Raw genomic sequence first — 23,140 nt, forward strand, 5'->3', positions numbered from 1 at the left:
GCTTGGCGCGATCGGGTTACTCCGATTGCCATGAGCGCCAACGATTTTTCACTGCAATCGCTGATCCGTATCGAGACCGCCGCCGATCCCGCCCTGGTATTTGGCGGCACACCCGTCTCTCGCGCGGAATTCTCGACGAAGGTCGAGCAGACCGCCGCCTGGCTTGCGGCCCAGGGCATCGGCAAGGGCGACGTCGTCGCGGTCTGGCTGGTCAACCGGATCGAGTGGCTGGCACTGCTGTTCGCCGCCGCACGGCTCGGCGCGGTCGTCGCCGCCGTCAACACGCGCTACCGCAGCGCGGAAGTCGCGCACCTGCTCAAGGTGTCCGCTGCCAGGCTGATGGTGGTCGAATCCGCATTCCGCTCGATCGACTTTGCCGCCATCCTCGCCGATATCGCCGAGGCCGAGGTGCCCGCGCTGCAAAATCTCGCCGTGGTCGGCGCGGATGCGATCCCGGCACACTGGCCCTGCGTGCGGTTCGATGCCTTCGACAAGTCCTATCCGCCGGCTCCGCCTGTTCAAGGCGACGTCGACCTGCCGGTGCTGCTCTACACGACGTCAGGCACGACCAAGGGGCCGAAGCTCGTCGCACATTCGCAGCGGACGCTGGCGACGCACGCCGCCTCCGTCGCCCACGCGCTCCGGCTCGATCACCAGCGTCACTCGCTGCTGGCCATGCTGCCGTTCTGCGGCACCTTCGGCATGACCAGCCTGCTCGGTTTCATCGCAGCCGGCGCCACCATCCATGTACTCGACGCCTTCGAGGCCGCGCCGGCCCTGAAGATCCTTGGCGAGCACGGAATCACGCACTCCTTCGGCTCGGACGAGATGTTCCGCCGCATCCTCGCCCTCACCGATGCGCCACGCCCGTTTCCAAATCTCGAGGTCTGCGGCTTCGCCGCGTTTCAGCCCGGCTGGCGCGAGCTTGCCGCGGAGGCCGAGACGCGCGGCATGCCGTTGTTCGGCCTCTACGGCTCGAGCGAGGTGCAGGCGCTGTTCTCGATCGCCCGCACTGGCGATGCCTTCGCCGACCGCATCGAGGGCGGCGGCTGGCCAATGTCGCCCAATGCGAAAGTCCGCATCCGCGACCTCGAGACCGGCGAGCTTGCGGCTCAGGGCGTCTCCGGGGAGATCGAGATCAGCGCACCATCACGCTTCCTCGGCTATTTCAACAATCCCGAGGCGACGCGCGAGGCGATCACCGCCGACGGGTTCTTCCGCACCGGCGACATCGGCCGGCTGCGCGGCGATGGCTCCTTCGTCTACGAGACGCGCGCCGGCGATGCGATGCGGCTCGGCGGCTTCCTGGTCGGGCCGGGCGAGATCGAGGACGAGCTCAAATCGTGCACCGGCGTGGCCGACGCCCAGGTGGTTGCAGTTGATCTGAAGGGCCAGGCGCGCTGCGTCGCCTTCGTGATCCCGGCAGGGGAGCCGCCGCAGCAGGATGCGCTCGCGGCACGCCTGCGCGAGCGGCTCGCCGCCTACAAGATGCCGGCGCGGATCTATGTCGTGGACGCTTTCCCCGTCACCGACAGCGCCAACGGCGTCAAGATCCAGCGCGCCAGGCTCCGTGCCATGGCGATGGAGCGGATCGCTGCCGAATAGGCCGCCTCTCTGGTTTGCGCCAACAAGACTCGTTCAGTACGACTTCGCGAGCCCCAGCACCTTTTCCGCGATGAAGCTGAGCGCGAGCTGCGGGCTGACCGGCGCAATGCGCGGGATCAGCACTTCGCGCAGGTAGCGCTCGACGTGGAATTCCTTGGCATAGCCGAAGCCGCCATGGGTCATCACCGCCTGCTCGCAGGCCGAGAAGCCCGCTTCGCCGGCGAGATATTTCGCGGCATTGGCCGCAGCGCCGCACGGCATGCCCTTGTCGTACTGCCAGGCCGCCGACATCACCATCAGCCAGGCGGCCTCGAGCTCGACCCAGTTCACTGCGAGCGGATGCTGGATGCCCTGGTTCTTGCCGATCGGGCGATTGAACACGACGCGGGTCTTGGCGTATTCGGTGGCGCGCGACAGCGCGAGCTTGCCGAGGCCGACCGCCTCCGCGGCAATCAGGATGCGCTCGGGGTTCATGCCTTCGAGGATGTACTCGAAGCCCTTGCCCTCTTCGCCGATCCGATCCTCCATCGGAATTTCAAAGTCCTCGAAGAACAGCTCGTTGGAGTCGACGATCTTGCGGCCCATCTTCTCGATCTCGTGGACCTTGATCCTGTTGCGGTCGAAATCGGTATAGAACAGGCTGAGGCCGTGGGTGGGCGAGCGCACCTCTTCCAGCGGCGTGGTGCGCGCCAGCAGCAGGATCTTGTGCGCGACCTGCGCGGTCGAGATCCACACCTTCTGGCCGTTGACGATGTAGCGGTCATTCTTGGCGACCGCACGGGTCTTGAGCTGCGTGGTGTTGAGACCGGTGTTGGGCTCGGTCACGGCAAAGCAGGCCTTCTCGCGGCCCTCGACCATCGGCGGCAGCATGCGCCTGCGCTGCTCCTCGGTGCCGAACACGACGACGGGATTGAGGCCGAACACGTTGATGTGCACCGCGGAGGCGCCGGACATGCCGGCCCCCGACTCCGCGATGGTGCGCATCATGACCGCGGCTTCGGTGATGCCGAGCCCGGAGCCGCCATATTCTTCCGGCACGCAGATACCGAGCCAGCCGGCGTCCGCCAGCGCCTTGTGGAAGTCGTGCGGGAAGCCGCCGTCGTGATCCTTCTTCAGCCAGTATGCGTCGGGAAAGCCCTCGCAGATCTTGGCGACGGCGTCGCGAATGGCTTCCTGCTGATCGGTGAGCGCGAAATCCATATCCGTGATCTCCTTCTTGGGAGCCGCGACCGCGCCATCTCCCTTCTTTCGCGTTCCCCACGCAAAGGCCGTGGCCGCTTGCTGCGCCCTGACGCCTCGCCTGCGTTCTTTAGCTTGAAAAACCGGGTACAGATACGTGAAATTGGCGATCAACTGTGTCTACCATGCATGGCGTCATGCGGCGCGAAGGTATGCGCGCGCTGTTATTTCGCAGGGAGGAAACCGCGATGGCCGGACTTTATTTTGAAGACTTTTCCGTGGGCCAGGAGTTCAGGCATCCTTTGACCCGGACCGTCACGGAGATGGACAACACCATGTTCAGCCTGCTGACGCTCAACCCGCAGCCGCTCCACATCGACGCGCATTTCGCCGAGAAGACCGAGTTCGGCCAGCGCATTTTCAACAGCCTTTACACCCTCGGCATCATGATCGGCATGACGGTCTATGATACGACCATGGGGACCACCGTCGCCAATCTCGGCATGACCGACGTCACCTTTCCAAAGCCGGTCTTCCATGGCGACACGTTGCGGGCCACGACAAAGGTGCTCTCGGTGCGGGACTCCAAATCGCGGCCCAAGGCCGGCATCGTCGAGTTCGAGCACCATGCCTTGAACCAGAACGACGAGATCGTCGGCAAATGCCGCCGCATGGCGATGATGCACAAGAGGCCGGTCTGATGCGTTCGATGCTGTTCGTGCCGGGCGATTCCCCGCGCAAATTCGAGAAGGCGAGCGAAGGCAAGGCCGACGCGCTGATCATCGATCTCGAGGACTCCGTCGTCACCGAGAAGAAAGCGGAGGCACGCGGGCTGACGCTTGCGATGCTGAAGGGTCGCAGCAAGCCACATCAGCTCTACGTCCGGGTCAATGCGCTCGACACCGGCATGACGCTGGCCGATCTCGCCGCGGTGATGCCGGGCAGGCCGGACGGCATCGTGCTGCCGAAATCGCAGGGCGGCGACGACGTGCGGCACGTCGCGACCTGGCTCGAAGCCCTGGAAGCAGCAGCCGGCATCGAGATCGGCACGACTCGTATCGTCTGCGTCGCGACGGAGACCGCCGGCTCGATCTTCGGGCTCGGCAGCTACAAGGGCTGCTCCCCTCGCCTTGCCGGCCTGATGTGGGGCGCGGAGGATCTCTCCGCCTCGCTCGGCGCGACCGAGAAAGCGAGCGGCGGCGTCTTCCACAGCCCCTATCGCCTCGCGCGCGATCTCTGCCTGATGGCCGCGGCGGCGGCCGAGGTCGCGCCGATCGACACGGTCTACACCGACATCGACAATCTCGCGGGCCTCGAAGCCGAGACGCGCGCGGCGCGGCGCGACGGCTTCTCGGCCAAGGCGCTGATCCATCCCAAGCACGTCGACATCGTCAACGCGGCCTTCGAGCCGACCGACACGGAGCGCAAATGGGCGGAGAAGGTGATCGCGGCGTTCGCGAGCAATCCCGATTCCGGCACGCTGCGTCTCGACGGCCAGATGATCGACAAGCCGCACCTTCGCGCCGCGAAGAAGATTCTCGGCCAACCCTAGACCAGGGCGCAAGCCTCGCCAGCTCGATCAGTTGCGCCCGAAGCTGCGACTTGAGGTCCCGGCCTCAGTCGAACCCCTGAACGGGCGGCGCCGAGGTTGGCGCCGGAACGGCAGGCGCGGCTTGAACCGGTGGGGCCGGATTACCCGCAGCTCGCATCTGGCCGTTGGCAGCCATCGCCTCTCGCGTGCGCGGTGCGGCGCGGGTCGCGGCCGTGCGGGGAGGCGGCTGCCGCTGTGTTGCCGGCCGCGAACCTCTCAGGCCCCAGGAGCGGGCGATCGAAGGTCCGGCAGTGTAGCCGATCAAGGCTCCGGCGACCGCACCGACCGGGCCCAGCACGACCGCGCCCGACACCGCGCCGAGCGCCGCATCGCCCGCGCGCTCCTGCGCAATCGCGCTCGCCGGCACGCACGCCAGTATTGCAGCAGCGGTGATCAGAGCTTTGGTCATCGGAGCGCCTCCCTCTCGGGAAATCACTCCTGCCGAAATATGGCCGCACGAGGTTCGCTTGCCGGCCAACAAGAGGCAATGGCCAAATGGAACTCGGGCAACCCGCGTCAGACCGGACCATCAGCGCCAAACGTGCGGAGCGCACGCGGCTTCCTGGCCGAGTGGATCGGGCCGAGCACGCGGCGTGGTCGAAGTTCAATCTCCGAGCGCTTCTACCGCCATGTCTTTCTCGAGATCGCGAGGACGACAGCGGCACCGGCTTCGCACGTCTTGACACCGATCTTCAGTTGCTTATTTTTTCGCCGAGAAAAACTTCTCGCCCCTCGACAATCAAAGGACCTGAAGACCGTCTGGAGAGACGATGATGCTCGATGAGAATCTGGCCCGCATTCGTGCGCACCGCAACAACATCCACCGCTACCGGCGTCTGCTGAAGACCAGGCTGTCGCAGCTGGAGCGCCAGTTCGTGGAGAGACGCCTCGCGGAAGAGCAATCGGCGCTCGATGGCCTGACCGCGGCGACCTTCCCTGTCAGCTTCCGCACCTCGGGAGCACCGGCCAATGCGACGGGGATGGCGCAATGAACAGCCAGCGAGACCTGCTCGTTCGAGGCAGCGAGAAGGTCATCGGCCATTACGAGCTGCTTCTTGCAAGCGCCAAGACCGAGCACGAGCGCGAGCTCTATCGCCAACGCATCGAACGCGAGCGGCGGCTGATCCGGGACCTGCAAGGCGGGCTGGATCACCGCGCCGCCTGAGCTGGGAGATCACACGCCCCGTCACCCCAGGGCAATCGCATTTGAATTTTGCAGAGGTCGTCATGCCCGGGCTTGTCCCGGGCATCCACGTTCTTGTGCCGCGTGGAAAGGCGTGGATGGCCGGGACAAGCCCGGCCATGACGCTGTGGAGACAGCCGGTGCCCATAGCGACATCTCATATGCGATAGCCCTGCCATCGCAGGGGACGACCTGCTTGCGCGGTTCGTCCCCGCATTCGTTTCAGCGGACGAGGCGATTGGGGCCTGCGAGCGCGCTGCTGGGCTCAGTCGCCGGCGCCACTCTCACGGTAGCGGTGAGCGGCGCACCCTTGCGCAGCAGAGTGAGTTTCACGTCCTCGCCGATCCGCGCAAGGCCGATCGTGTTGCGGAGCTGGGCGGCGGTGCGTATCGGGCGGTCGTCGGCTCCGGTCACGATATCGCCCTTGCGCAAGCCGGCCTTCTCTGCGGGCGAATCCGCAGCGATCTCGGCGATGACGGCACCTTGATTCAATCCCTTGTTGATCGAGGGATGCAGGTCCTTCAGCGAAACGCCGATGCGGCCGCGCTCGACGCGGCCGTTGGCGATGATCTGCTCCATCACCTTGCGCGCCATGTTGACCGGAATGGCAAAGCCGATGCCGACATTGCCACCCGCCGGCGAGATGATCGCAGAGTTGATGCCGACGAGTTCGCCGCGCAGGCTGACCAGCGCCCCGCCGGAATTGCCGGGATTGATCGCCGCATCGGTCTGGATGAAATCCTCATAGCCCTGCTTGCCGAGGCCGGTGCGGCCCAGCGCGCTGACGAGCCCTGACGTCACGGTCTGGCCGAGGCCGAAGGGATTGCCGATCGCAAGCACGAAATCACCGACCTCGAGCCCGTCGCTGTCGCCGAAGGGAAGCGCTTTGAGCCCGGCCGGGTTCTGGACCTGGAGCACCGCGACATCCGTGGGCGGATCGCGGCCGATGACCCTGGCGGAAAACTGGCGGCCGTCCTTGGTCGTGATCTGAACGGCGGCGGTGCCTTCGACCACGTGATTGTTGGTCAGCACATAGCCGCGCTGGGCGTCGACGATGACCCCGGAGCCGGTCGCATTGACCTCCTTCTCGATCTGCCTGGGAACGTCGAAGAATTCGCGGAAGAGCGGGTCGCGATAGAGCGGGTTGTCCTCGCGCACGCGGCCGTGCACGGAAATGTTGACCACGGCGGGCGTCACCTGGCGCACCAGCGGCGCCAGGGTCGGCACCGAGCCGCCGGTCTTCAGATCCGGAATCTGGCCGGCGGCAGGCTGCGACGCCGTGAGCGTCAGCCCCAGCAAGGCCAGGAAAAGCAGACGCACAGCATTCATCATCGTCACCTGCCGCTTGTGTTGTGTGGATACTCGGGGACCTTCGTGACGTCAGCCTTCGTCGCGTGAGGCGACGATCCAGCCCTGCAGGGCCAAAAACGGAACGGCCCAGGCGGCCGCGGACTGGCCGAGCAGCACGAGCCCGAGAACGGCGGGCGTGAACATCATGCAGCCCGCTCTTCTGCGGCGGCCCATGGCCGCCGCAGCCGCATCGGCACGCCGCCGCCCCGCGGCGGGTCGTCATTGTCGTTGTCGCCGTCGAGCTTGCGCAAGGCGGCCAGAATGTCGGCGAGCCGGACCGTGTGGCTCATGCCGGGAATCTCGCGCAAGGCGGGACAGGATTCGACCGCGTACATGTCGGATGCCCAGGACGACAGGATGATGCGCTTCTCCGGCGAAGAGAGCTCCGGCGCATTCAGAACGTCGGCGGGCGACTCGTAGTGGGCCGCAGGATGAAACAGCGGATTGAGAGTGCCGGGATTGGTATTCACGTTGGTCATCGGTGTGTCTCCCTCATGCTCCTTTCCGGGGGACGGTTTTGTTGACGACGGGACGGCGGCGCCAACCGTCGCCGTCCCGCTTGACATCAATGCGTGTTGATCGCGATGCGCTTGACGCCTTCGCGCGCCTTCTCCGATTTCGGCAGCGACACGGTCAGGACGCCGTTCTTGAACGACGCCTCGGCCTTGTCCTCCTCGACGCCCTCCAGCGGGATCTGCCGCTCGAAGGCGCCGTAATAGCGCTCGGTGAAGTACCTGCCTTCGCCGTTGCGCTCCGCCTTCTTCTCGCCGCGGACGGTCAGGACGCCATTGGCGATCTCGACCTGCACGTCCTTCTCGGTGAGGCCGGGAAGCTCGGCCGAGACCGTCAGCGTCTTGTCGGTCTCGCTGAGCTCGACCTTCGGCCAGCCGAACCGGCCTTCCATCAGCGGCGACGGGCCGGTCCCGCCGAAGCCACGGAAGACGTCGTCGAACAGACGGTTCATCTCGCGGTGAAGCGTCAGGAACGGATCGAAATTGTCGCGCGCGGGCGCAAGCTCCTGGTTTCTCGACCAGGGAATGAGATCACGAAAAGCCATGGTTCTCTCCTTCATGCATCGGGAGCGCGGCCCGCGCATCCGCGCGCCGCGTTCCGCCATTTAATCGATCGAGCGCTTTAGGCTGCTTTCTTCTGCTCGATCTGCGATGCCGCAGGAGCGCCGTTCGTGATCGCGATCCGGCGCGGCTTCATCGCTTCCGGAACCTCGCGGACGAGGTCGATGATCAGGAGCCCGTCCTGGAACGAGGCCTGCTTCACCTGGACGTAGTCGGCGAGATTGAACACGCGCCGGAACGGTCGCGCGGCGATGCCCTGGTACAGGTATTCGCGCGCGGCGGTCTCGGGCTTCTTGCCCTCGATGGTGAGCGCGTTCTGCTCGGCCGTCACGGTGATGTCGCTGGCGCCGAAGCCTGCCACCGCAAGGCTGATCCGGTAATGGTCTTCGCCGGAACGCTCGATGTTGTAGGGGGGATAGTTGTCCTCGGTCGCCTGGCGCAGCGTGCTGTCGACGAGGTCGGCCAGGTGATCGAAGCCGATGGTGGAGCGCCACAGGGGCGCGAAATCAAAACTGGTCCTCATAACCAAGTCCTCCTGAGAGCAAGATGGATACGAAGGAGCGCAAGGCGGGGATTCAGACGGGTCTGAAAAGACCAGCCCGGCGCCCGTGCCGGACCCGATTCTGGCATCCGGCACACCGCTCTCGCGGCGAAAAACGACTTAGAAAATCCGAGACCGCTTTCAAGAGGGGGGCGGAGAAAAATTTCGGGGGCCGCGGCGCCCCCTGGCGGGGGGCTGACCTTCAGGATCTCAGCGGGCCCCGCGCCGTCTCCGGCGCCAGCAGCGTGGCGATGATCGTGACGATCGACAGCGCGATGATGTAGACGGACACCGCCCAGTACGAGCCGGCCCATGCCAGCAGCCCAGCCGCGATCAGCGGCGAGAAGCCGCCGCTCAGCGCTGCCGCGACGTTGGCGCCGAGCGAGGCACCGCTGTAGCGCACCTGGGTGCGGAACAGCTCCGGCATGAACGCGGCCTTCGGGCCGAACAGCAGCGCATGGGTCAGCGTCATCGTGACAACGAGCGCGAGCGTGATCAGCGCCGGCTCCCTGGTGTCCAGGAACCAGAACAGCGGAAAGGCCAGCGCCACCGAGAAGACGCCGCCGGCCAGATACAGCGCCTTGCGGCCGAAGATGTCGGAGAGCCAGCCGGCCAGCGGCAGCGTCGCGAACTCGACGATGGCGGCATAGACCACCGCATCCAGGATCACCTGCCGCGGCAGGCCGAGCCTTGTCGTGGCATAAACCACGGTGAAGACGGTCAGGAGATAAGCGAGCCCGACCTCCGACACCGTGATGCCGATCGCCAGCAGGAAGCTGCGCCAGTCGCGGCGCAGCACCTCGAGGGCCGGCTGCGCCAGCACCTCCTTGCGTTCGACGATCTCCTTGAAGTGAGGTGTCTCCGCGAGCTTGAGGCGCACGATGAAGCCGACGCCGACGAGCAGAATGCTGATCAGGAACGGCACGCGCCAGCCCCAGCTGAGGAAGTCCGCCTCGGGCAGCTTCGTCATCAGAGCGAAGATGCCCGTGGAGGCGGCGACCCCGACGGGAAAGCCGATCTGCACCAGGCTGCCGTAGAAGCCGCGGCGATTGCCGGCGTGCTCGATCACCATCACCACCGCGCCGCTCCACTCGCCCCCGAGCCCGATGCCCTGAACGAAACGGAGGATCACGAGCAGGACCGGGGCCCAGAGGCCGATCTGGCTGTAGGTCGGCAGGCAGCCGATCAGGAAGGTGCCGAGTCCCATCGCGATCATGGTCGCGACCAGCATGGTCTTGCGGCCGAGCCGGTCTCCGTAGTGCCCGATGATGGCGCCGCCGATCGGCCGCGCCACGAAGCCGACCGCATAGGTCGAGAACGCCGCCAGCGTGCCGACGAAGGGATCGAAGCTCGGAAAGAACAGCTTGTTGAAGACCAGCGCTGCCGCCGTGCCATAGATCAGGAAATCGTACCACTCGATGGCGGTGCCGAGCGCGCTCGCCCACACCACATGCGCCGTCGTCGATCTCTCCGCCGAAGCGGAGGCCCCTACTGCTGCCGTCATGCCCTGCCCAGAGATTCCGTTGGCATCATGGCCAATCGCAGCGGCCGTTGCAACCTGCGGAGGCGCCGCTCTCGCACGATACGGCGCGAGATTTTGGCGCACGACTGCCACATCAGTCATTGCAGGGAGCCCTTGCGACGAACCAATCCAGAATGCCTCCGCGGGAAGATCTGGATTGCCTCGCTTCCGCTTCCGCTTTCGCTTCGGCGGACAAGCCGCTCGCGATGATGGTGGTGAGGCAATTGCATCGCCGGGCGATCGTGGAACCCCACCCCGCTTTTATTCGCCATTGACAAACTTATTCGCTATTATCTAATTTACCTCCAGAACAACCTGCCGCGCCAGGCGGCCGATCAAGAGAGGGAACGATGATGAGAGGGCTTCTGGCCTGCGCCATGCTCGCGGCGATGACTTCGGCCGCCATGACCACAGCGGCCACCGCACAAGTCTCCGACGACGTGGTGCGGATTGGCGTGCTGACGGATCTGTCCAGCTGGGGCCGCGACAATAGCGGGCCGGGCTCGGTGGAAGCGGCGAAGATGGCGGTGGAGGAGTTCGGGCCGACCGTGCTCGGCAAGCCGATCGAGATTATCGGCGCCGACCATCAGATGAAGACCGACGTCGGCGTGCAGATCGTGCGCGGCTGGTTCGACAACGGCAAGGTCGACGCCGTCGTCGACATCCCCAATTCCGGCATCGCGATCGCCGTGCACAACATGGTGCGCGAGCGGGGCAAGATCGCGCTGCTGTCCGGTCCCGGCGCGAGCTCGCTGACGGACGAGCTGTGCAGCCCGAACACCGTGCACTTCACTTATGACACCTACGCGCTGTCGAAGGTGACGGCCTCGGCCGTCATCAAGGAAGGCGGCAAGTCCTGGTACTTCATCACCGCCGACTACGCCTTCGGCCAGCAGCTCGAGAAGGACGCAACCCGCTTCATCAACGAGATGGGCGGCAAGGTGCTCGGCGGCGTGAAGCATCCGACCAACACCGCCGACTTCTCCTCCTTCGCGCTCCAGGCGCAGAGCTCGAAATCCGACGTGGTCGCCTTCGCCAATGCCGGCCAGGACACCGACAACGCCATCAAGCAGTCCGGCGAGTTCGGCCTGGTCCAGGGCGGCCAGAAGCTGGTCGGCCTCCTGATGTTCGACACCGACGTGCACGCGATCGGCCTGAAGGCTGCGCAGGGCACCTACATGACCACGGCTTCCTACTGGAACATGGACGAGGCGACGCGCGCCTGGTCCAAGAAGTTCTACGAGCGCACCAAGGTGATGCCGACCATGATCCAGACCGGGGTCTACGGCGCGGTTCTGCATTATCTGAAGGCCATCAAGGCCGCCGGCACCGACGATTCCGCCAAGGTGATGGCCAGGATGCGCGAGCTGCCGATCGAGGATATCTTCGTTCACGGCGGCAAATTGCGCGAGGACGGCCGCGTCATCCGCGACATGTATCTCGCCAAGGTGAAGACGCCCGAGCAATCGAAGGAGCCGTGGGACTATCTGGATATCGTCAAGACCGTGAAGGGCGAGGACGCCTTCCGCCCCGTCTCCGAATCCAAATGTCCGCTCCTGAAGAAATGAGGTGAGGCATGACCGGCAACGAGCATGGCGCCATTGAGACTTACGAGTGCGATGTGCTCGTGGCCGGATCGGGCTGCTCCGGCATGTCGGCCGCGATCACCGCGCGCTCCCGTGGCCTCGATGTGCTGATCGTCGAGAAGGAGCCGCGCTTCGGCGGCACCACCGCGCGCTCCGGCGGCTGGCTCTGGATTCCCGGGACGTCGCTGGCGAAAGCCTACGGCATCGAGGAGACGCCGGAACAGGCCCGCACCTATCTTCGCCACGAAGCCGGCAACAACTACGATGCCGCGCGCGTCGATGCCTTCCTGAGCGCCGGCCCCGAGGCGGTCGATTTCTTCACGACCAGGACCGCGTTGCGCTTCGACATGCCGCTGGTGTTTCCGGATTATCACGCGGAGGCCCCCGGTGGCGCCCAGGGCGGCCGCTCCATGGTGACGCGGCCGTTCGACGGGCGCGAGCTCGGTGATCAGATCAAGACGCTGGGCATGCCGCTGCCCGAGCTGACCGTGTTCGGCATGATGCTTGGCTCCGGCAAGGAGATCATCCATTTCATGCGGGTGACGAAGTCGCTGACCTCCGCGGTCTACGTCGCCAAGCGCCTGTCGCGGCATCTGATGGACGTGCTGCGCTACGGCCGCGGCATGACGCTCACGAACGGCAATGCGCTGGCGGGGCGCCTCGCAAAATCCGCGCTGGATCTGAAGATTCCGATGTGGCTGTCCTCGCCGGTGCGCGAGCTGACGGTCGAGAATGGCGCCGTCACCGGCGCGATCGTCTCGCGCGAAGGACGCAACGTGCGCATCCGGGCACGCCAGGGCGTCGTGCTCGCCTGCGGCGGCTTTCCGCATGATGTGGAACGGCGCAAGAGGATGTTTCCGCATGCACCGACCGGCAACGAGCATTTTTCGCCGGGGCCGACCGGCAATACCGGGGATGGACTACGTCTGGCGGAAGCCGCCGGCGGGCATGTCGAGGACCGCCTGCCGAACGCGGCAGCCTGGGTGCCGGTGTCGCTGACCACGCGCAAGGACGGCTCCAAGGGAGTGATGCCGCATTTCATCGACCGCGCCAAGCCCGGCGTGATCGCGGTGATGCGCGACGGCAAGCGCTTTGCCAATGAAGGCAATTCCTATCACGACTTCGTCCAGGCCATGGTCAAGGCGGCCAAGCCGGGCGAGGAGATCGCCGCGCTCCTCGTCTGCGACCACAAGACGTTGCGCAAATACGGCCTCGGCTGCGTGCCGCCCTTCCCGATGCCGCTGGGCCATCACCTGAAGTCCGGCTATCTCATGCGCGGCGACACGCTGGAGGCGCTGGCGGCGAAGGCCGGGATCGATGCCAAGGCGTTCGCCGAAACGGTCAGGCAGTTCAATGCGACCGCCCCACTCGGTCACGATGCCGCCTTCGGCAAGGGCTCGAAAGCCTACAACCGCTACCAGGGCGACGCACTGCACGGCCCGAACCCCTGCGTCGCGCCGATCGAGGACGGACCGTTCTACGCCATCAAGATGGTGATCGGCGATCTCGGCACCTATGCCGGCATCGTCACCGACGAGAACGCGCGGGCGCTCGACGCCGAGGGCCGGGTGATTCCCGGCCTTTATGCCGCCGGCAACGACATGGCGAGCATCATGGGCGGCAATTATCCAGGCGCCGGCATCACGCTTGGGCCGGCGCTGACCTTCGGCTACATTGCCGGACGGCATCTTGCCGACAGCGCCGCCAAGCGCGACGCAGCGTAGGCCACCCGCCAGGAGGCGCATGAAGAGAGAAAGCCGCGGCATCCAGTCGATCGAGGTCGGCGGAGAATTGCTCCGCGCGCTCGCAAGATGCGGCGAGCCGATGATGCTGCGCGATCTCGCACGCGAAGCCGGCATGACGCCGGCCAAGGCGCATCCCTATCTCGCGAGCTTCTCCCGCATCGGCCTGATCGAGCAGGACGAAACCACCGGCCGCTACGAGATCGGCGCGCTGGCGCTCGAGCTCGGCCTGATCAGCCTGCGCCGGCTCTCGGGCGTGCGCATCGCGCGTCCCAGGATCGCGGCGCTCGCGAACCAGATCGGACATGCAGTCTCGCTCGCCGTCTGGGGCACGCACGGTCCAACCGTGGTGCAGCTCGAAGAGCCGGCCCAGCCCGTCCACATCGTGATGCGGGCCGGTTCGGTGATGGCACTGCTGGAAACCGCGACGGGCCGCGCCTTTGCGGCGTTCCTGCCGGAGAAGACGATCGCCGCCGCGCTCGAAAGCGGGCTCGATCGTCGCGGCGTCGGCTACAATCCGAAGCGCGCGGTGAAGGGCGCGAAGGTCGCCGAGATACTCGCCGAGGTCCGCAAGCACGGCCTTGCCCGTGCGCTCGGCGATCCCCTGCCCGGCGTCAACGCATTCTCGGCGCCGGTGTTCGACCATTCCGGCCATGTCGCGCTGGTCATCACCGCGATGGGGCCGGAAGGCACTTTCGATGCGCGCTGGGACAGCCCGATCGCCCATGCGCTGCGCGACTGCGCGGGGGGCATTTCGAAACGGCTGGGTTACGGGATCAATGTTGCGGCGGAGTGAGGCGTCGTGGCCTCCCTGCCGTCATGGCCGGGCTTGTCCCGGCCATCCACGCAGCACCGTGATTGCCGAAAGCCGTGGATGCCCGGGACAAACCCGGGCATGACGACTGAGATACAGCGAGGCCTACTTCTCCTTCACCGGCACGGTGTAGTTCAGGATCAGCCTTCCACCATCCGGATAGATCGTCTGGCCCGTAATATACGACGCATCGTCGCTGGCAAGGAACGCCACGACCGATGCCACCTCGCTCGGCTCGCCGCCGCGGCCGGCCGGCGTGCGTGACATCACGGTCTTGCGGGCATCCTCCGAGGTGTAGATGGACGAGGCCACCATGTCGGTCAGGATCGTGCCCGGCCCGACGGCAACCACGCGGATGTTGTGCGGCGCCAGCGCCACCGCCGCGACCGAGGTGAGCTGCTTCATGCCGCCCTTGGACATCGCGTAGGTCGCAAGTGACGGGATCGCGAGCAGCGCATTCACCGAGGACATGTTGATGATGACGCCACCACCGCCTTGCGCGATCATTTGCCTCGCCGCCGCCTGCACGCCGAAGAACGCGCCTTTCAGGTTGATGCCGATGATCTCGTCGAACTCCTCTTCGGTGATGTCGAGGATGTCCCGGTTGCGGGCGACGCCGGCATTGTTGACCATGATGTCGAGCCGGCCGAACTCCTTCACGGCGGTCGCGACGAGCTGATCAACATCGGCACGCTTGGCGACATTGCCGACCACGGTGCGCAAGGCATCCGGCCGCCCCAACTCGGCAGCCGTCCCGGCGAGGCTCTCGGCATCGACATCGGAGATGACGACCTTGACGCCATCGTCCAGGAATCTCTTCGCGCAGGCCTTGCCGATGCCGCGCGCCGCGCCGGTGATGGCCACGACCTTGCCGGATAGTTTCATGGGTTCGCTCCAGGACTTGTGACGATCTCGCGGACGCGTTCACGCAAAGACGCGCGGGCGCAGTCCGGCGTGAAACCAGGTGATCATGGAATAGATGTCGTAGACCGGCAGCCCGACTTCGGCCTGAAGCGCTGCGGCATAAGGCGGCATGTTGGTGCATTCGAGCACGATGGCGCCGACATCGGGATTCCTGGCGACGAGCGCCTTGCCGGCCTCGACCACGTCGCGCTCGGCTTGCGCGACGTCCATGTCGTCCTTCTCGGCCTTGATCAGGACACGGAAGAACTCCTTGCCGTTCTCGGTGCCGACCAGCGGCGTGTCGAGCGGTACGCCGGCGCCTTCGAGATGGGCCGGCGTCAGGGTCGAGCCCGACACCGTGACGAGGCCGACGCGCTTGCCCGGCGGCAACGTCGCCTGCACCCAGGGCACCTGCATCAGCGACGAGGTCGCGACGGGAACGCCGACGGCCGCCGCAATCTCCTTCTGGAACAGCGAGAGGAAGCCGCAATTGGTGGTGATGGCCTCGGCCCCGAGCCGCACCAGATCCTTGGCCGCGTCGATGAAGTCAGGCAGCAGCCCGGCCGCGCCCTTCAGCACCACCTTCTCCGGCGAGGCGCCGCTCACCACACGATAGAGCACGGGGAACGGCCAGGTCGTGCCGTTGCCCATGTCGCCGGGAATCCGGGGGAAGCGCGCCTCCAGCATCAGGATGCCGAGCGGCGCGCCATAGATGGCCTTGCCACCACGGGCGAAGCGGGAGGACGGGCTGGCTGAGACGGTCATGGTGCGCTCTCAGAGGAAACGATCGGGCGCGAACGGCGCGAGTGGAATCTCCGGCGCCTTGCCGCTCACAAGCTGGGCGACAAGACGGCCGGTGCGGGCCGAGCCGACCAGGCCGACATGGCCGTGGCCGAAGGCATAGACGATGTCGCGCGAGGCGCGCGCGTAGCCGATACAGGGACGCCCGTCCGGCATGCTCGGGCGATGGCCGAACCACGTTTTGATGCGCGAGGCCGGGATGTCCTTCGGCAATTTCGGGAACATGCTGAGGAGGTGGCTGCGCAGGATCTCGGCGCGCTTCCAGTTCGGCGCGGCCTCCAAGCCGGCGATCTCCACCGTGCCTGCGGCGCGCAGGCCCTTGTTGGTCCAGTTCACCACCATCTTGGCGTCGGACGCCATCATCGAGCTGCGCGGGCCCGATTCCGGATTCTCGATCACGACGTGATAGCCGCGCTCGGTCTCGAGCGGCAGGGGATCTCCGACCGACGCGGTGAGCTGCCTGGATCGCGCGCCGGCGGCGATCACCGCGGCATCGCAGGCAATCTCGCCGGTCTCGGTGATGACGGCGACGAGCTTGTTGCCGGAGAGCTTGAGTCCCGTCGCCTTGGCGCGCACCAGCCTGGCACCGCTCGCCAGTGCATGTGCGGCGAGAGCGGCGACATAGGCGCCGGGATCGCGGCAGCGGCCGGCCTCCTCCACCACCACGCCAAAGGTGTAGCGCGGATGCAGATCGGGCTCGCGCTGCCGCATCTCGTCCGCGTTGAGCTCGAGCCATTGGACGCCGACCTTCCTGCGCAGGCGCCAGCCGAGGTCATTGTCGAAATTGCCGCGCGAGGGGAAGACATGCATCACGCCGTTGCGCTCGATCAGTTCAGGCACGCCGGCCTCTTCCGCGAGCTTCCGGTGCAGCAACGGCGCGTCCTTCAGGAGATCACGCAACGCGAACGCCGTCCTCTCGACGCGCGCCGCGGTCCAGCCCGAGAGCAGGTACTTGACCAGCCAGGGCAGCGCCTTCGGCAAATAGGACCAGCGGATCGCGAGCGGCCCAAGCGGGTCCATCAGATAGCCCGGCACCTTCCTCCAGATGCCAGGCTCCGCCGGCGGGATCACCGAATGCGACGACAGCCAGCCGGCATTACCGTAGCTCGCCGCCTGTTCGCCGCCGGGCTCGCCCGGATCGATCAGCGTGACGCGATGACCCTCGCGCAGCACCTCGATCGCGCTGATCACGCCGATCGCGCCGGCACCGATGATGGCGACGTGGCGGCCGGCCGACATCGCTTTAAGCCTTCACAGCGGGCACAAAATCCTTGCCGACCGAGATCGCGCGCGGATCGATGATGCAGTGGAGGATGGACGGCTTTCCTGAGGCCAGCGCGCGCTCGAAGGCCGGAGCGAACTCTTCGGTGCGCTCGACGCGCTCGCCATGGCCGCCGAACGCCTTCGCATACATCGCAAAGTCCGGATTCTTGAGCTGGGTGCCGACGACACGGCCGGGATAGTCGCGCTCCTGGTGCATGCGGATGGTGCCGTATTGCGAATTGTCGATGACGACGACGATCAGCGGCGCGTCATACTGCACGGCCGTCGCGAATTCCTGGCCGTTCATCAAGAAGCAGCCGTCACCAGCGAACGCGACGACGACGCGATCCGGATACTGCCGTTTGGCGAGCACGCCGGCCGGCACGCCGTAGCCCATCGAGCCCGAGGTCGGCGCGAGCTGGGCAGCAAAGCTGTGGAAGCGGTGATGACGATGGATCCAGCCGGCATAGTTGCCGGCGCCGTTGCAGACGATGGCGTCCTTCGGCAGGCGGTCGCGCAGCCAGGTCATCACCTGGCCGTACTGGAACGAGCCCGGCAGCTCGCGCGCCTTTTCGGTCCAGGCGAGATAATCGGCGTGCGCCTTGGCGGCCTCGCCCTTCCAGGCCACCGTGCCTGATGGCTTCAGCGTCTCGACGGCGGCAGCGAATGCGGCCGGCGTTGCCTGGATCGCAAGCGCCGGCTGATAGACCCGGCCGAGCTCTTCAGCGCCCGGATGCACATGGATCAGCTTCTGTTGCGGGGTCGGAATGTCGAGCAGCGTATAGGACGAGGACGGCATCTCCGACATGCGGCCCCCGATGAGCAGAATGACATCGGCGCCCTCGATGCGCGCCTTCAGGCCCGGGCTCGGCCCGATGCCGAGATCGCCGGCATAGTGTGAATGGTCGGCATCGATCAGCGAAGCCCTGCGGAACGAGGTCGCGACCGGCAGGTCGAACCGCTCGGCAAAGCGCGCAGTGCTCTTAGTCGCCTCATCGGTCCAGCGCGTGCCGCCGAGAATGACGAGCGGCGCCTTGGCGCTCGCAAGCATCGCACCGACGCGTTCGATATCGGCAGGCGCCGGCCAGCTCACGGCAGGCTCGATGCGCATGGCATCGGCAACGGCGGCGGTCTCGGTCAGCATGTTCTCCGGCAGCGCGATCACCACGGGCCCGGGCCGGCCCTGCATGGCGACGCGGAAGGCGCGCGCCACCAGCTCCGGAATGCGGTCGGGGCGATCGATCTCGACCGCCCATTTCGCCATGGAGCCGAACACCGCCTTGTAGTCGAGCTCCTGGAACGCCTCGCGCTCGCGCATGCCGGTATCGACCTGGCCGACGAACAGGATCATCGGCGTCGAATCCTGCATCGCGATGTGGACGCCGTGGCTGGCATTGGTGGCGCCGGGGCCGCGGGTGACGAAGCAGACACCCGGCCGACCGGTGAGCTTGCCATAGGCCTCCGCCATCATCGCCGCGCCGCCTTCGGCCCGGCAGATCATGACGTCGATCGGGCTGTCATGCAGTGCGTCGAGCGCCGCCAGATAGCTCTCGCCCGGCACGCAGGTGACGCGCTCGACGCCTTGGGCGACGAGCTGATCGATCAGGATCTGGCCCCCGGTGCGGGTGTTGCGAATGGTCATGTCGGCTCCCTCGAGACTTCGGCGATGCCCCTCACCGCCTCGCAAAATTGCGTTCGGACGTGGCGTAGGACAGGCCGACAGGACGCGCAAGATCGAAAGGCTTTTCGCAGCCTGCGCAGGCGGCATGCCCGTCCCTGCCGTTTGCACGACCGCCCGTATCGCGGCCACCCAGGACCAGATCCGTGAGCAGATACTGAAGGGCTTGGAGCTCCGCGGCTTCAGCGAGGAGCGCGGCGTGCCGTTCTGACCCGGTGCCGGCCTAACTCCGCTCCGGCCGAATCCAACCGGTTGCAATCGCGCTCGCCCAGGTGAGCATGCCCTTGCTGCGCGCCAGTGCGACCATGGCCGCGCTATCGTAGGGCACGTAGCGGATCGTCGCGGTCCAGGCTCCTCCGGCATGCTCCAGCAGGGCATAGCACGCGTGGGGCGTGCCGACCTCAACCACGTAGGGCACAGGCAACTTCCCGTCGTTGCCAGGCAGTCCGACGCTGCCGGGGTTTACGACCAGTCGCCCATCCCTCAGACGAACGACCCTCGGAATGTGAGTGTGCCCGCACAGGATGACCTGAGCAGTGATCCCCGCGGCTTCGGACTCGATCGCCTCGATCGGACTGGCACGCACGCCGCCGTCATCGGCTATCTGATCGAGCCAAAAGGCGGCATCGTTCCTGAGTGACGCATGGCACAGGAACACGCGGTCTCTGTACATCAGCGTGGGCGGCATGCTCGCCATCCAGTCGAAATGCTTGCGCGCGAGTTGCTGGAAATCGCTGCGCGCCGAAGTACCCGCCTGCCGGAGCTCCAGCAGGATTCGATCCTGATCGCCCCGAACCGACGGAAAGCCCCGCTCGATGAGCAGGTCTGCGGTTCTTGCCGCCTCGAGGGGTCCGCTGACGTGGTCTCCAAGATTTACGACGTCGTCGATACCGAGCGCGGCAATGTCCGCAAGAACAGCGTCCAGCGCCGGACGATTCCCGTGCACATCCGCGATCGCAGCAAATTTCATTTGACCCTCCCAGTCGAGATGGCCGACGATTCACGCAATGCGGGACGATGCAGGGATAGCGGTTCTCTTTAGCTGCATTTGTAGAAGCGCCCGCAAGCTGAGGATCAAATCGGCGCGGGGGAACAATGACACAACGAAGGCGCCGCAATCAAGGGACGGCTACCGAGCTTCGGCATCTTCGTCTACGATCCGATTGAATCACTGCTGGGAGCACTGGAATGCAAACCATCGGCCTGATCGGCGGCATGAGTTGGGAGAGCACCGCGCTCTACTACAAGCTGATCAACGAGCGGGTCCGCGATCGCATGGGCAAGCTGCATTCGGCACCCTTGTTGATGTATTCCTACGATTTCGAGGAGATCAAACAGATGCAGTACGCCGGCCGCTGGCAGGAGGCGGCGGCCAGCCTGGCGGAGGTCGCACGGCGGCTCGAAAGCGCCGGGGCGCGTGCGATCGTGCTCTGCACGAACACGATGCATAAACTGGCGCCCGAGATCACGGCCAGCGTGACCGTTCCGTTCATCGACATCGGCGACGCGACGGCGCAGCGGATTCGGGCCAAGGGATACCGGCGGGTCGGGCTGCTCGGCACCAAGTTCACGATGGAGCAGGATTTCTACATCGATCGGTTGCGCGCGCATGATCTCGATGTGCTGATTCCTCCGGCCGACGAGCGCGCCGACGTGAACCGCATCATCTACGACGAGCTGTGCCTCGGGAACGTCGCCGCTCCCTCGCGCCGTCGCTATCAGGCGGTGATGGCGGCCCTCGTCGCCCGCGGCGCCGAGTGCATGATCCTCGGCTGCACCGAGATCACGATGCTGGTCGGCCAGGACGATACCTCGGTCGAGACGTTCGACACGACGGCCATTCACGCGGAGACGGCAGCCGATTTTGCGATCGGATGATGCGTCCTCGCCCGCTTTCCCCCGCGTCGATCGCCCACAGAGCAGGCGCGATCTTGAATGCTGCACTGCGGCCAAAATCGACGGAAGTCGCGCTTGATTTTTGCCTTTCCTTGCCCCACCCCGGAGGCATGGCAAAGGACAGCAAGGTCATCGCCGCCAACGCGGCCTTCTACGCCGCCTTTTCGGCCGGCGATTTCGACGAAATGCAGCGGATGTGGGCGGATGACGACGCCATCTCCTGCATCCATCCCGGCTGGCCGGCCATCATCGGGCGCGCCACCGTGATCGGAAGCTGGCGCGACATCCTGCAAAACCCGGAGCGGCCGCAGATCGTCTGCGCCGAGCCACAGGCGATCGTCGATGGCGACAGCGCGCGGGTGCTCTGCATCGAGATCGTCGACGGCACCGCCTTGGCCGCCGCGAACCATTTTCGCCGCGTCGGCGACGACTGGCGCCTGGTGCACCATCAGTCCAGCCCGATCGCGCAGATTGTCGAACAGGCTGAGGATGATAGAACGAGCCACCGCGTCCACTGACCGCAGCGATCACGTGGGCGTGATCTACTGTGCATGAGGTTGTTCTTCAGTTTTTTGTTTGGCGGCAACCGAGTTCCGACAAGTCGTCCAGCACCACCCGCGCCGCGGTGAAGTCATCGTCCCCAAAGAACATGCTGCGCGTGATCAGAACCGGGATGCCGGCACGCGAGGCCGCAATCAGGCCGTTGGCGGAATCCTCGATCGCGACGCAGTCGGGCGCGCCCAGCTTCAGCCGCGCCAGGATCTCGAGATAGACGTCCGGCGCAGGCTTCTTGTGCCGCACGTCATCGCCGGCGACGATCGCCTCGAAATCCGCGGCCCAGCGCTTGCCCAGCACCTGCGAGAGCAGCGCATCGATGTTTCCGTGGGAGGTAGTGGTCGCAATGGCAAGCCGCTGGCCGCGCGCCCGGGCCGCAGCGAGCAGATCCGTCACGCCAGGCCTCAAGGGACAGCAGCCCGTTTCGATCAGCTCGGCATAGTGCGCGGTCTTGATGCGGTGCAGCTCTGCCATGTCCCTGTCCGACAATGGCGGAGCGGCCCCCAGCCTCGTGTGGTAGGCGCGCATGCGCTCCTTGCCGCCCGTCACGCGCAACAGGTCCTTGTAGACGGCACGGTCCCACCGCCAGTCGAGACCGTGGCGGACGAAGGCGAAGTTGAAGGCCTGCCGATGCAGCTCCTCGGTCTCGGCGAGGGTGCCGTCGACGTCGAAGATCAGCGCCGCCGCGCGCCGGATCAGCTCGCTGGCATCGCATCGCACTGCCGCGGGCGCCTCCGCCTGAATGATCGACCCGGTCGCCAACGACGCCTCCCTCCCGAGCTGCCTGTGACATGCGAGCATTGCCCGCAGTGGCGGGCGTGACAAATCGCAATATCTTTTGCCGGACCCAAAAATCTCTTATGAGCGAGAGGCGCCACGGCGCGAGCGGGAACTCCGACCTGCACAGGAGACGCATGCGGCTCTTCATCCTCGGCCTCGGCTACAGTGCCCGGCACTTCGTTCGCCAACACGGCAGCAGCTTCTCGCATGTCGCTGGCACCGTGCGCGACCCCGCGCAACGGAACGACCTCGGCCGCCTGGAGGTGCATCCGTTTTCCGGCAGCCGTCCGTCGCAACAGACGGTTCAACAGGTTCGCGATGCCGATGTCCTCCTGGTATCGATCCCGCCCGGCAGCGCCGGCGATCCCGCGATCACGGCGTTCGGCGACGTGCTACAGGAAGGCCGCCGCAAGGTCGTCTATCTCTCCACCATCGGCGTGTACGGTGATCACGGCGGCGCGTGGGTCGACGAGAGCACGCCGCCGCAGGCCGTCCTCGACCGCACGCGCATGCGGGTTGCTGCGGAGCAGGCCTGGACGGACGCGGCGCGCGGCGATGCGGCGATCCTGCGGCTCGCGGGCATCTACGGTCCCGGTCGCAACGCGCTCGTGACGCTGCGCGCGGGAACGGCGAGGCGCATCATCAAGCCGGGACAGGTGTTCAACCGCATCCACGTCGACGACATCGCGAGCGCGATCATGGCCGCTATTCGTTACCCGAACGGCGGCACCTGGAACGTCTGCGATGACGAGCCCGCGCCGCCGCAGGACGTGATCGCCTATGCGGCGAAGCTGATGGGCGTGGCGCCGCCGCCAGAAGAGGCGTTCGCGACCGCCGACATGTCGGCAATGGCCCGCAGCTTCTATGCCAGCAGCGCCCGTGTCTCCAATGCGAAACTGAAGCGCGAGCTCGGCGTCTCGCTGGCCTGCCCCACCTATCGGCACGGCCTCGACGCGCTGTGGCGGACAGGCGAAGGACGATAGGCCTGCACTCCAACGCCTCCCTGACATGCCTTGCCCGCGCTTGACTTCATCCCGGTGCGGTCGTGATCTAGCCATCGAGCGAGCCACCACACAAC

25 protein-coding genes are annotated in these 23,140 nt (G+C 66.0%); 12 read left to right on the plus strand and 13 right to left on the minus strand.

The features are described from left to right. Positions 1 to 30 precede the first annotated feature (30 nt). The gene (locus AC1RQP_RS07990) at positions 31 to 1,605 is read left to right on the plus strand and encodes an AMP-binding protein (protein WP_492936543.1); all 1,575 of its coding nucleotides are present in this window, start codon (positions 31 to 33) and stop codon (positions 1,603 to 1,605) included. A gap of 33 nt (positions 1,606 to 1,638) precedes the next feature. Here the strand turns inward: AC1RQP_RS07990 and AC1RQP_RS07995 are convergent, their stop codons facing one another. Beyond that, positions 1,639 to 2,805, minus strand: coding sequence for an acyl-CoA dehydrogenase family protein (locus AC1RQP_RS07995; RefSeq protein ID WP_061877093.1), 1,167 nt, complete (start codon positions 2,803 to 2,805; stop codon positions 1,639 to 1,641). A 176-nt stretch (positions 2,806 to 2,981) separates the two neighbouring features. Here AC1RQP_RS07995 and AC1RQP_RS08000 point away from each other — a divergent pair, with 176 nt between their 5' ends. After that, positions 2,982 to 3,485 (plus strand): MaoC family dehydratase, encoded by a 504-nt coding sequence (locus AC1RQP_RS08000; RefSeq protein WP_492937117.1) that lies wholly within the window; start codon positions 2,982 to 2,984, stop codon positions 3,483 to 3,485. Then, positions 3,485 to 4,336, plus strand: coding sequence for an HpcH/HpaI aldolase/citrate lyase family protein (locus AC1RQP_RS08005; RefSeq protein ID WP_492936544.1), 852 nt, complete (start codon positions 3,485 to 3,487; stop codon positions 4,334 to 4,336). The genes AC1RQP_RS08000 and AC1RQP_RS08005 overlap by 1 nt, the downstream gene beginning before the upstream one ends. A 64-nt stretch (positions 4,337 to 4,400) precedes the next feature. Here AC1RQP_RS08005 and AC1RQP_RS08010 read toward each other — a convergent pair whose 3' ends face one another. Beyond that, positions 4,401 to 4,784, minus strand: a complete 384-nt coding sequence (locus AC1RQP_RS08010) for a hypothetical protein (RefSeq protein WP_492936545.1) — start codon at positions 4,782 to 4,784, stop codon at positions 4,401 to 4,403. Positions 4,785 to 5,145: 361 nt separating this feature from the next. Between AC1RQP_RS08010 and AC1RQP_RS08015 the strand changes: the two genes are divergently transcribed. After that, positions 5,146 to 5,367 carry a hypothetical protein gene (locus tag AC1RQP_RS08015; RefSeq protein ID WP_492936546.1) on the plus strand — a complete coding sequence of 74 codons (222 nt, stop codon included), beginning with the start codon at positions 5,146 to 5,148 and terminating at the stop codon, positions 5,365 to 5,367. Beyond that, positions 5,364 to 5,540 (plus strand): hypothetical protein, encoded by a 177-nt coding sequence (locus tag AC1RQP_RS08020; protein WP_492936547.1) that lies wholly within the window; start codon positions 5,364 to 5,366, stop codon positions 5,538 to 5,540. Before AC1RQP_RS08015 ends, AC1RQP_RS08020 begins: the two co-directional genes overlap by 4 nt. 240 nt (positions 5,541 to 5,780) lie before the next feature. On the opposite strand, the gene AC1RQP_RS08025 is transcribed toward AC1RQP_RS08020, so the two are convergent. From AC1RQP_RS08025 to AC1RQP_RS08045, 5 genes are all read right to left on the minus strand, one after another. Then, complete coding sequence (locus AC1RQP_RS08025; RefSeq protein ID WP_492936548.1) at positions 5,781 to 6,887, minus strand: trypsin-like peptidase domain-containing protein; 1,107 nt, start codon at positions 6,885 to 6,887, stop codon at positions 5,781 to 5,783. A 164-nt stretch (positions 6,888 to 7,051) separates the two neighbouring features. Continuing rightward, a complete protein-coding gene (locus AC1RQP_RS08030) occupies positions 7,052 to 7,387 on the minus strand; it encodes a hypothetical protein (protein WP_492936549.1) in 336 nt (111 codons plus the stop codon). A gap of 86 nt (positions 7,388 to 7,473) precedes the next feature. Continuing rightward, positions 7,474 to 7,965, minus strand: coding sequence for an Hsp20/alpha crystallin family protein (locus AC1RQP_RS08035; protein WP_492936550.1), 492 nt, complete (start codon positions 7,963 to 7,965; stop codon positions 7,474 to 7,476). Positions 7,966 to 8,042: 77 nt separating this feature from the next. Next, on the minus strand, positions 8,043 to 8,504 hold the full coding sequence (locus AC1RQP_RS08040; RefSeq protein WP_239626759.1) for an Hsp20 family protein: 462 nt from the start codon (positions 8,502 to 8,504) through the stop codon (positions 8,043 to 8,045). Between the two features lie 220 nt (positions 8,505 to 8,724). Continuing rightward, positions 8,725 to 10,026 carry an MFS transporter gene (locus AC1RQP_RS08045; RefSeq protein WP_492936551.1) on the minus strand — a complete coding sequence of 434 codons (1,302 nt, stop codon included), beginning with the start codon at positions 10,024 to 10,026 and terminating at the stop codon, positions 8,725 to 8,727. Positions 10,027 to 10,397: 371 nt separating this feature from the next. On the opposite strand from AC1RQP_RS08045, the gene AC1RQP_RS08050 reads away from it, so the two are divergent. From AC1RQP_RS08050 to AC1RQP_RS08060, 3 genes are read left to right on the plus strand one after another with little or no spacing between them, the layout of a single operon-like run. Continuing rightward, complete coding sequence (locus tag AC1RQP_RS08050; RefSeq protein WP_239629384.1) at positions 10,398 to 11,612, plus strand: ABC transporter substrate-binding protein; 1,215 nt, start codon at positions 10,398 to 10,400, stop codon at positions 11,610 to 11,612. Between the two features lie 8 nt (positions 11,613 to 11,620). Beyond that, positions 11,621 to 13,354 carry an FAD-dependent oxidoreductase gene (locus AC1RQP_RS08055; RefSeq protein WP_239626762.1) on the plus strand — a complete coding sequence of 578 codons (1,734 nt, stop codon included), beginning with the start codon at positions 11,621 to 11,623 and terminating at the stop codon, positions 13,352 to 13,354. 19 nt (positions 13,355 to 13,373) lie between these two features. Beyond that, a complete protein-coding gene (locus AC1RQP_RS08060; protein WP_239626764.1) occupies positions 13,374 to 14,168 on the plus strand; it encodes an IclR family transcriptional regulator in 795 nt (264 codons plus the stop codon). A 123-nt stretch (positions 14,169 to 14,291) separates the two neighbouring features. On the opposite strand, the gene AC1RQP_RS08065 is transcribed toward AC1RQP_RS08060, so the two are convergent. Genes AC1RQP_RS08065 through AC1RQP_RS08080 form a run of 4 tightly spaced genes read right to left on the minus strand, consistent with a single transcriptional unit; the run spans position 14,292 to position 18,795 of the window. After that, positions 14,292 to 15,071 (minus strand): SDR family NAD(P)-dependent oxidoreductase, encoded by a 780-nt coding sequence (locus AC1RQP_RS08065; protein WP_492936552.1) that lies wholly within the window; start codon positions 15,069 to 15,071, stop codon positions 14,292 to 14,294. A gap of 39 nt (positions 15,072 to 15,110) precedes the next feature. Then, a complete protein-coding gene (locus AC1RQP_RS08070; protein ID WP_492936553.1) occupies positions 15,111 to 15,854 on the minus strand; it encodes an aspartate/glutamate racemase family protein in 744 nt (247 codons plus the stop codon). 9 nt (positions 15,855 to 15,863) lie between these two features. Beyond that, positions 15,864 to 17,129 (minus strand): NAD(P)/FAD-dependent oxidoreductase, encoded by a 1,266-nt coding sequence (locus AC1RQP_RS08075; RefSeq protein WP_492936554.1) that lies wholly within the window; start codon positions 17,127 to 17,129, stop codon positions 15,864 to 15,866. Between the two features lie 4 nt (positions 17,130 to 17,133). Next, positions 17,134 to 18,795 (minus strand): thiamine pyrophosphate-binding protein, encoded by a 1,662-nt coding sequence (locus AC1RQP_RS08080; protein WP_492936555.1) that lies wholly within the window; start codon positions 18,793 to 18,795, stop codon positions 17,134 to 17,136. A gap of 124 nt (positions 18,796 to 18,919) precedes the next feature. On the opposite strand from AC1RQP_RS08080, the gene AC1RQP_RS08085 reads away from it, so the two are divergent. After that, a complete protein-coding gene (locus AC1RQP_RS08085) occupies positions 18,920 to 19,042 on the plus strand; it encodes a hypothetical protein (protein ID WP_492936556.1) in 123 nt (40 codons plus the stop codon). Between the two features lie 12 nt (positions 19,043 to 19,054). On the opposite strand, the gene AC1RQP_RS08090 is transcribed toward AC1RQP_RS08085, so the two are convergent. Then, the gene (locus AC1RQP_RS08090) at positions 19,055 to 19,801 is read right to left on the minus strand and encodes a metallophosphoesterase family protein (RefSeq protein ID WP_492936557.1); all 747 of its coding nucleotides are present in this window, start codon (positions 19,799 to 19,801) and stop codon (positions 19,055 to 19,057) included. A 218-nt stretch (positions 19,802 to 20,019) separates the two neighbouring features. On the opposite strand from AC1RQP_RS08090, the gene AC1RQP_RS08095 reads away from it, so the two are divergent. Continuing rightward, complete coding sequence (locus tag AC1RQP_RS08095) at positions 20,020 to 20,709, plus strand: aspartate/glutamate racemase family protein (RefSeq protein ID WP_492936558.1); 690 nt, start codon at positions 20,020 to 20,022, stop codon at positions 20,707 to 20,709. Positions 20,710 to 20,837: 128 nt separating this feature from the next. Beyond that, on the plus strand, positions 20,838 to 21,245 hold the full coding sequence (locus AC1RQP_RS08100; protein ID WP_239626775.1) for a nuclear transport factor 2 family protein: 408 nt from the start codon (positions 20,838 to 20,840) through the stop codon (positions 21,243 to 21,245). 46 nt (positions 21,246 to 21,291) lie between these two features. On the opposite strand, the gene AC1RQP_RS08105 is transcribed toward AC1RQP_RS08100, so the two are convergent. Then, a complete protein-coding gene (locus AC1RQP_RS08105; protein WP_492937118.1) occupies positions 21,292 to 22,026 on the minus strand; it encodes an HAD family hydrolase in 735 nt (244 codons plus the stop codon). A 170-nt stretch (positions 22,027 to 22,196) separates the two neighbouring features. Between AC1RQP_RS08105 and AC1RQP_RS08110 the strand changes: the two genes are divergently transcribed. Continuing rightward, positions 22,197 to 23,045 carry an SDR family oxidoreductase gene (locus AC1RQP_RS08110; protein WP_239626777.1) on the plus strand — a complete coding sequence of 283 codons (849 nt, stop codon included), beginning with the start codon at positions 22,197 to 22,199 and terminating at the stop codon, positions 23,043 to 23,045. The last annotated feature ends 95 nt before the right edge of the window (positions 23,046 to 23,140 follow it).

It is taken from the genome of Bradyrhizobium sp. GW821-FHT13H06, from assembly GCF_058803975.1.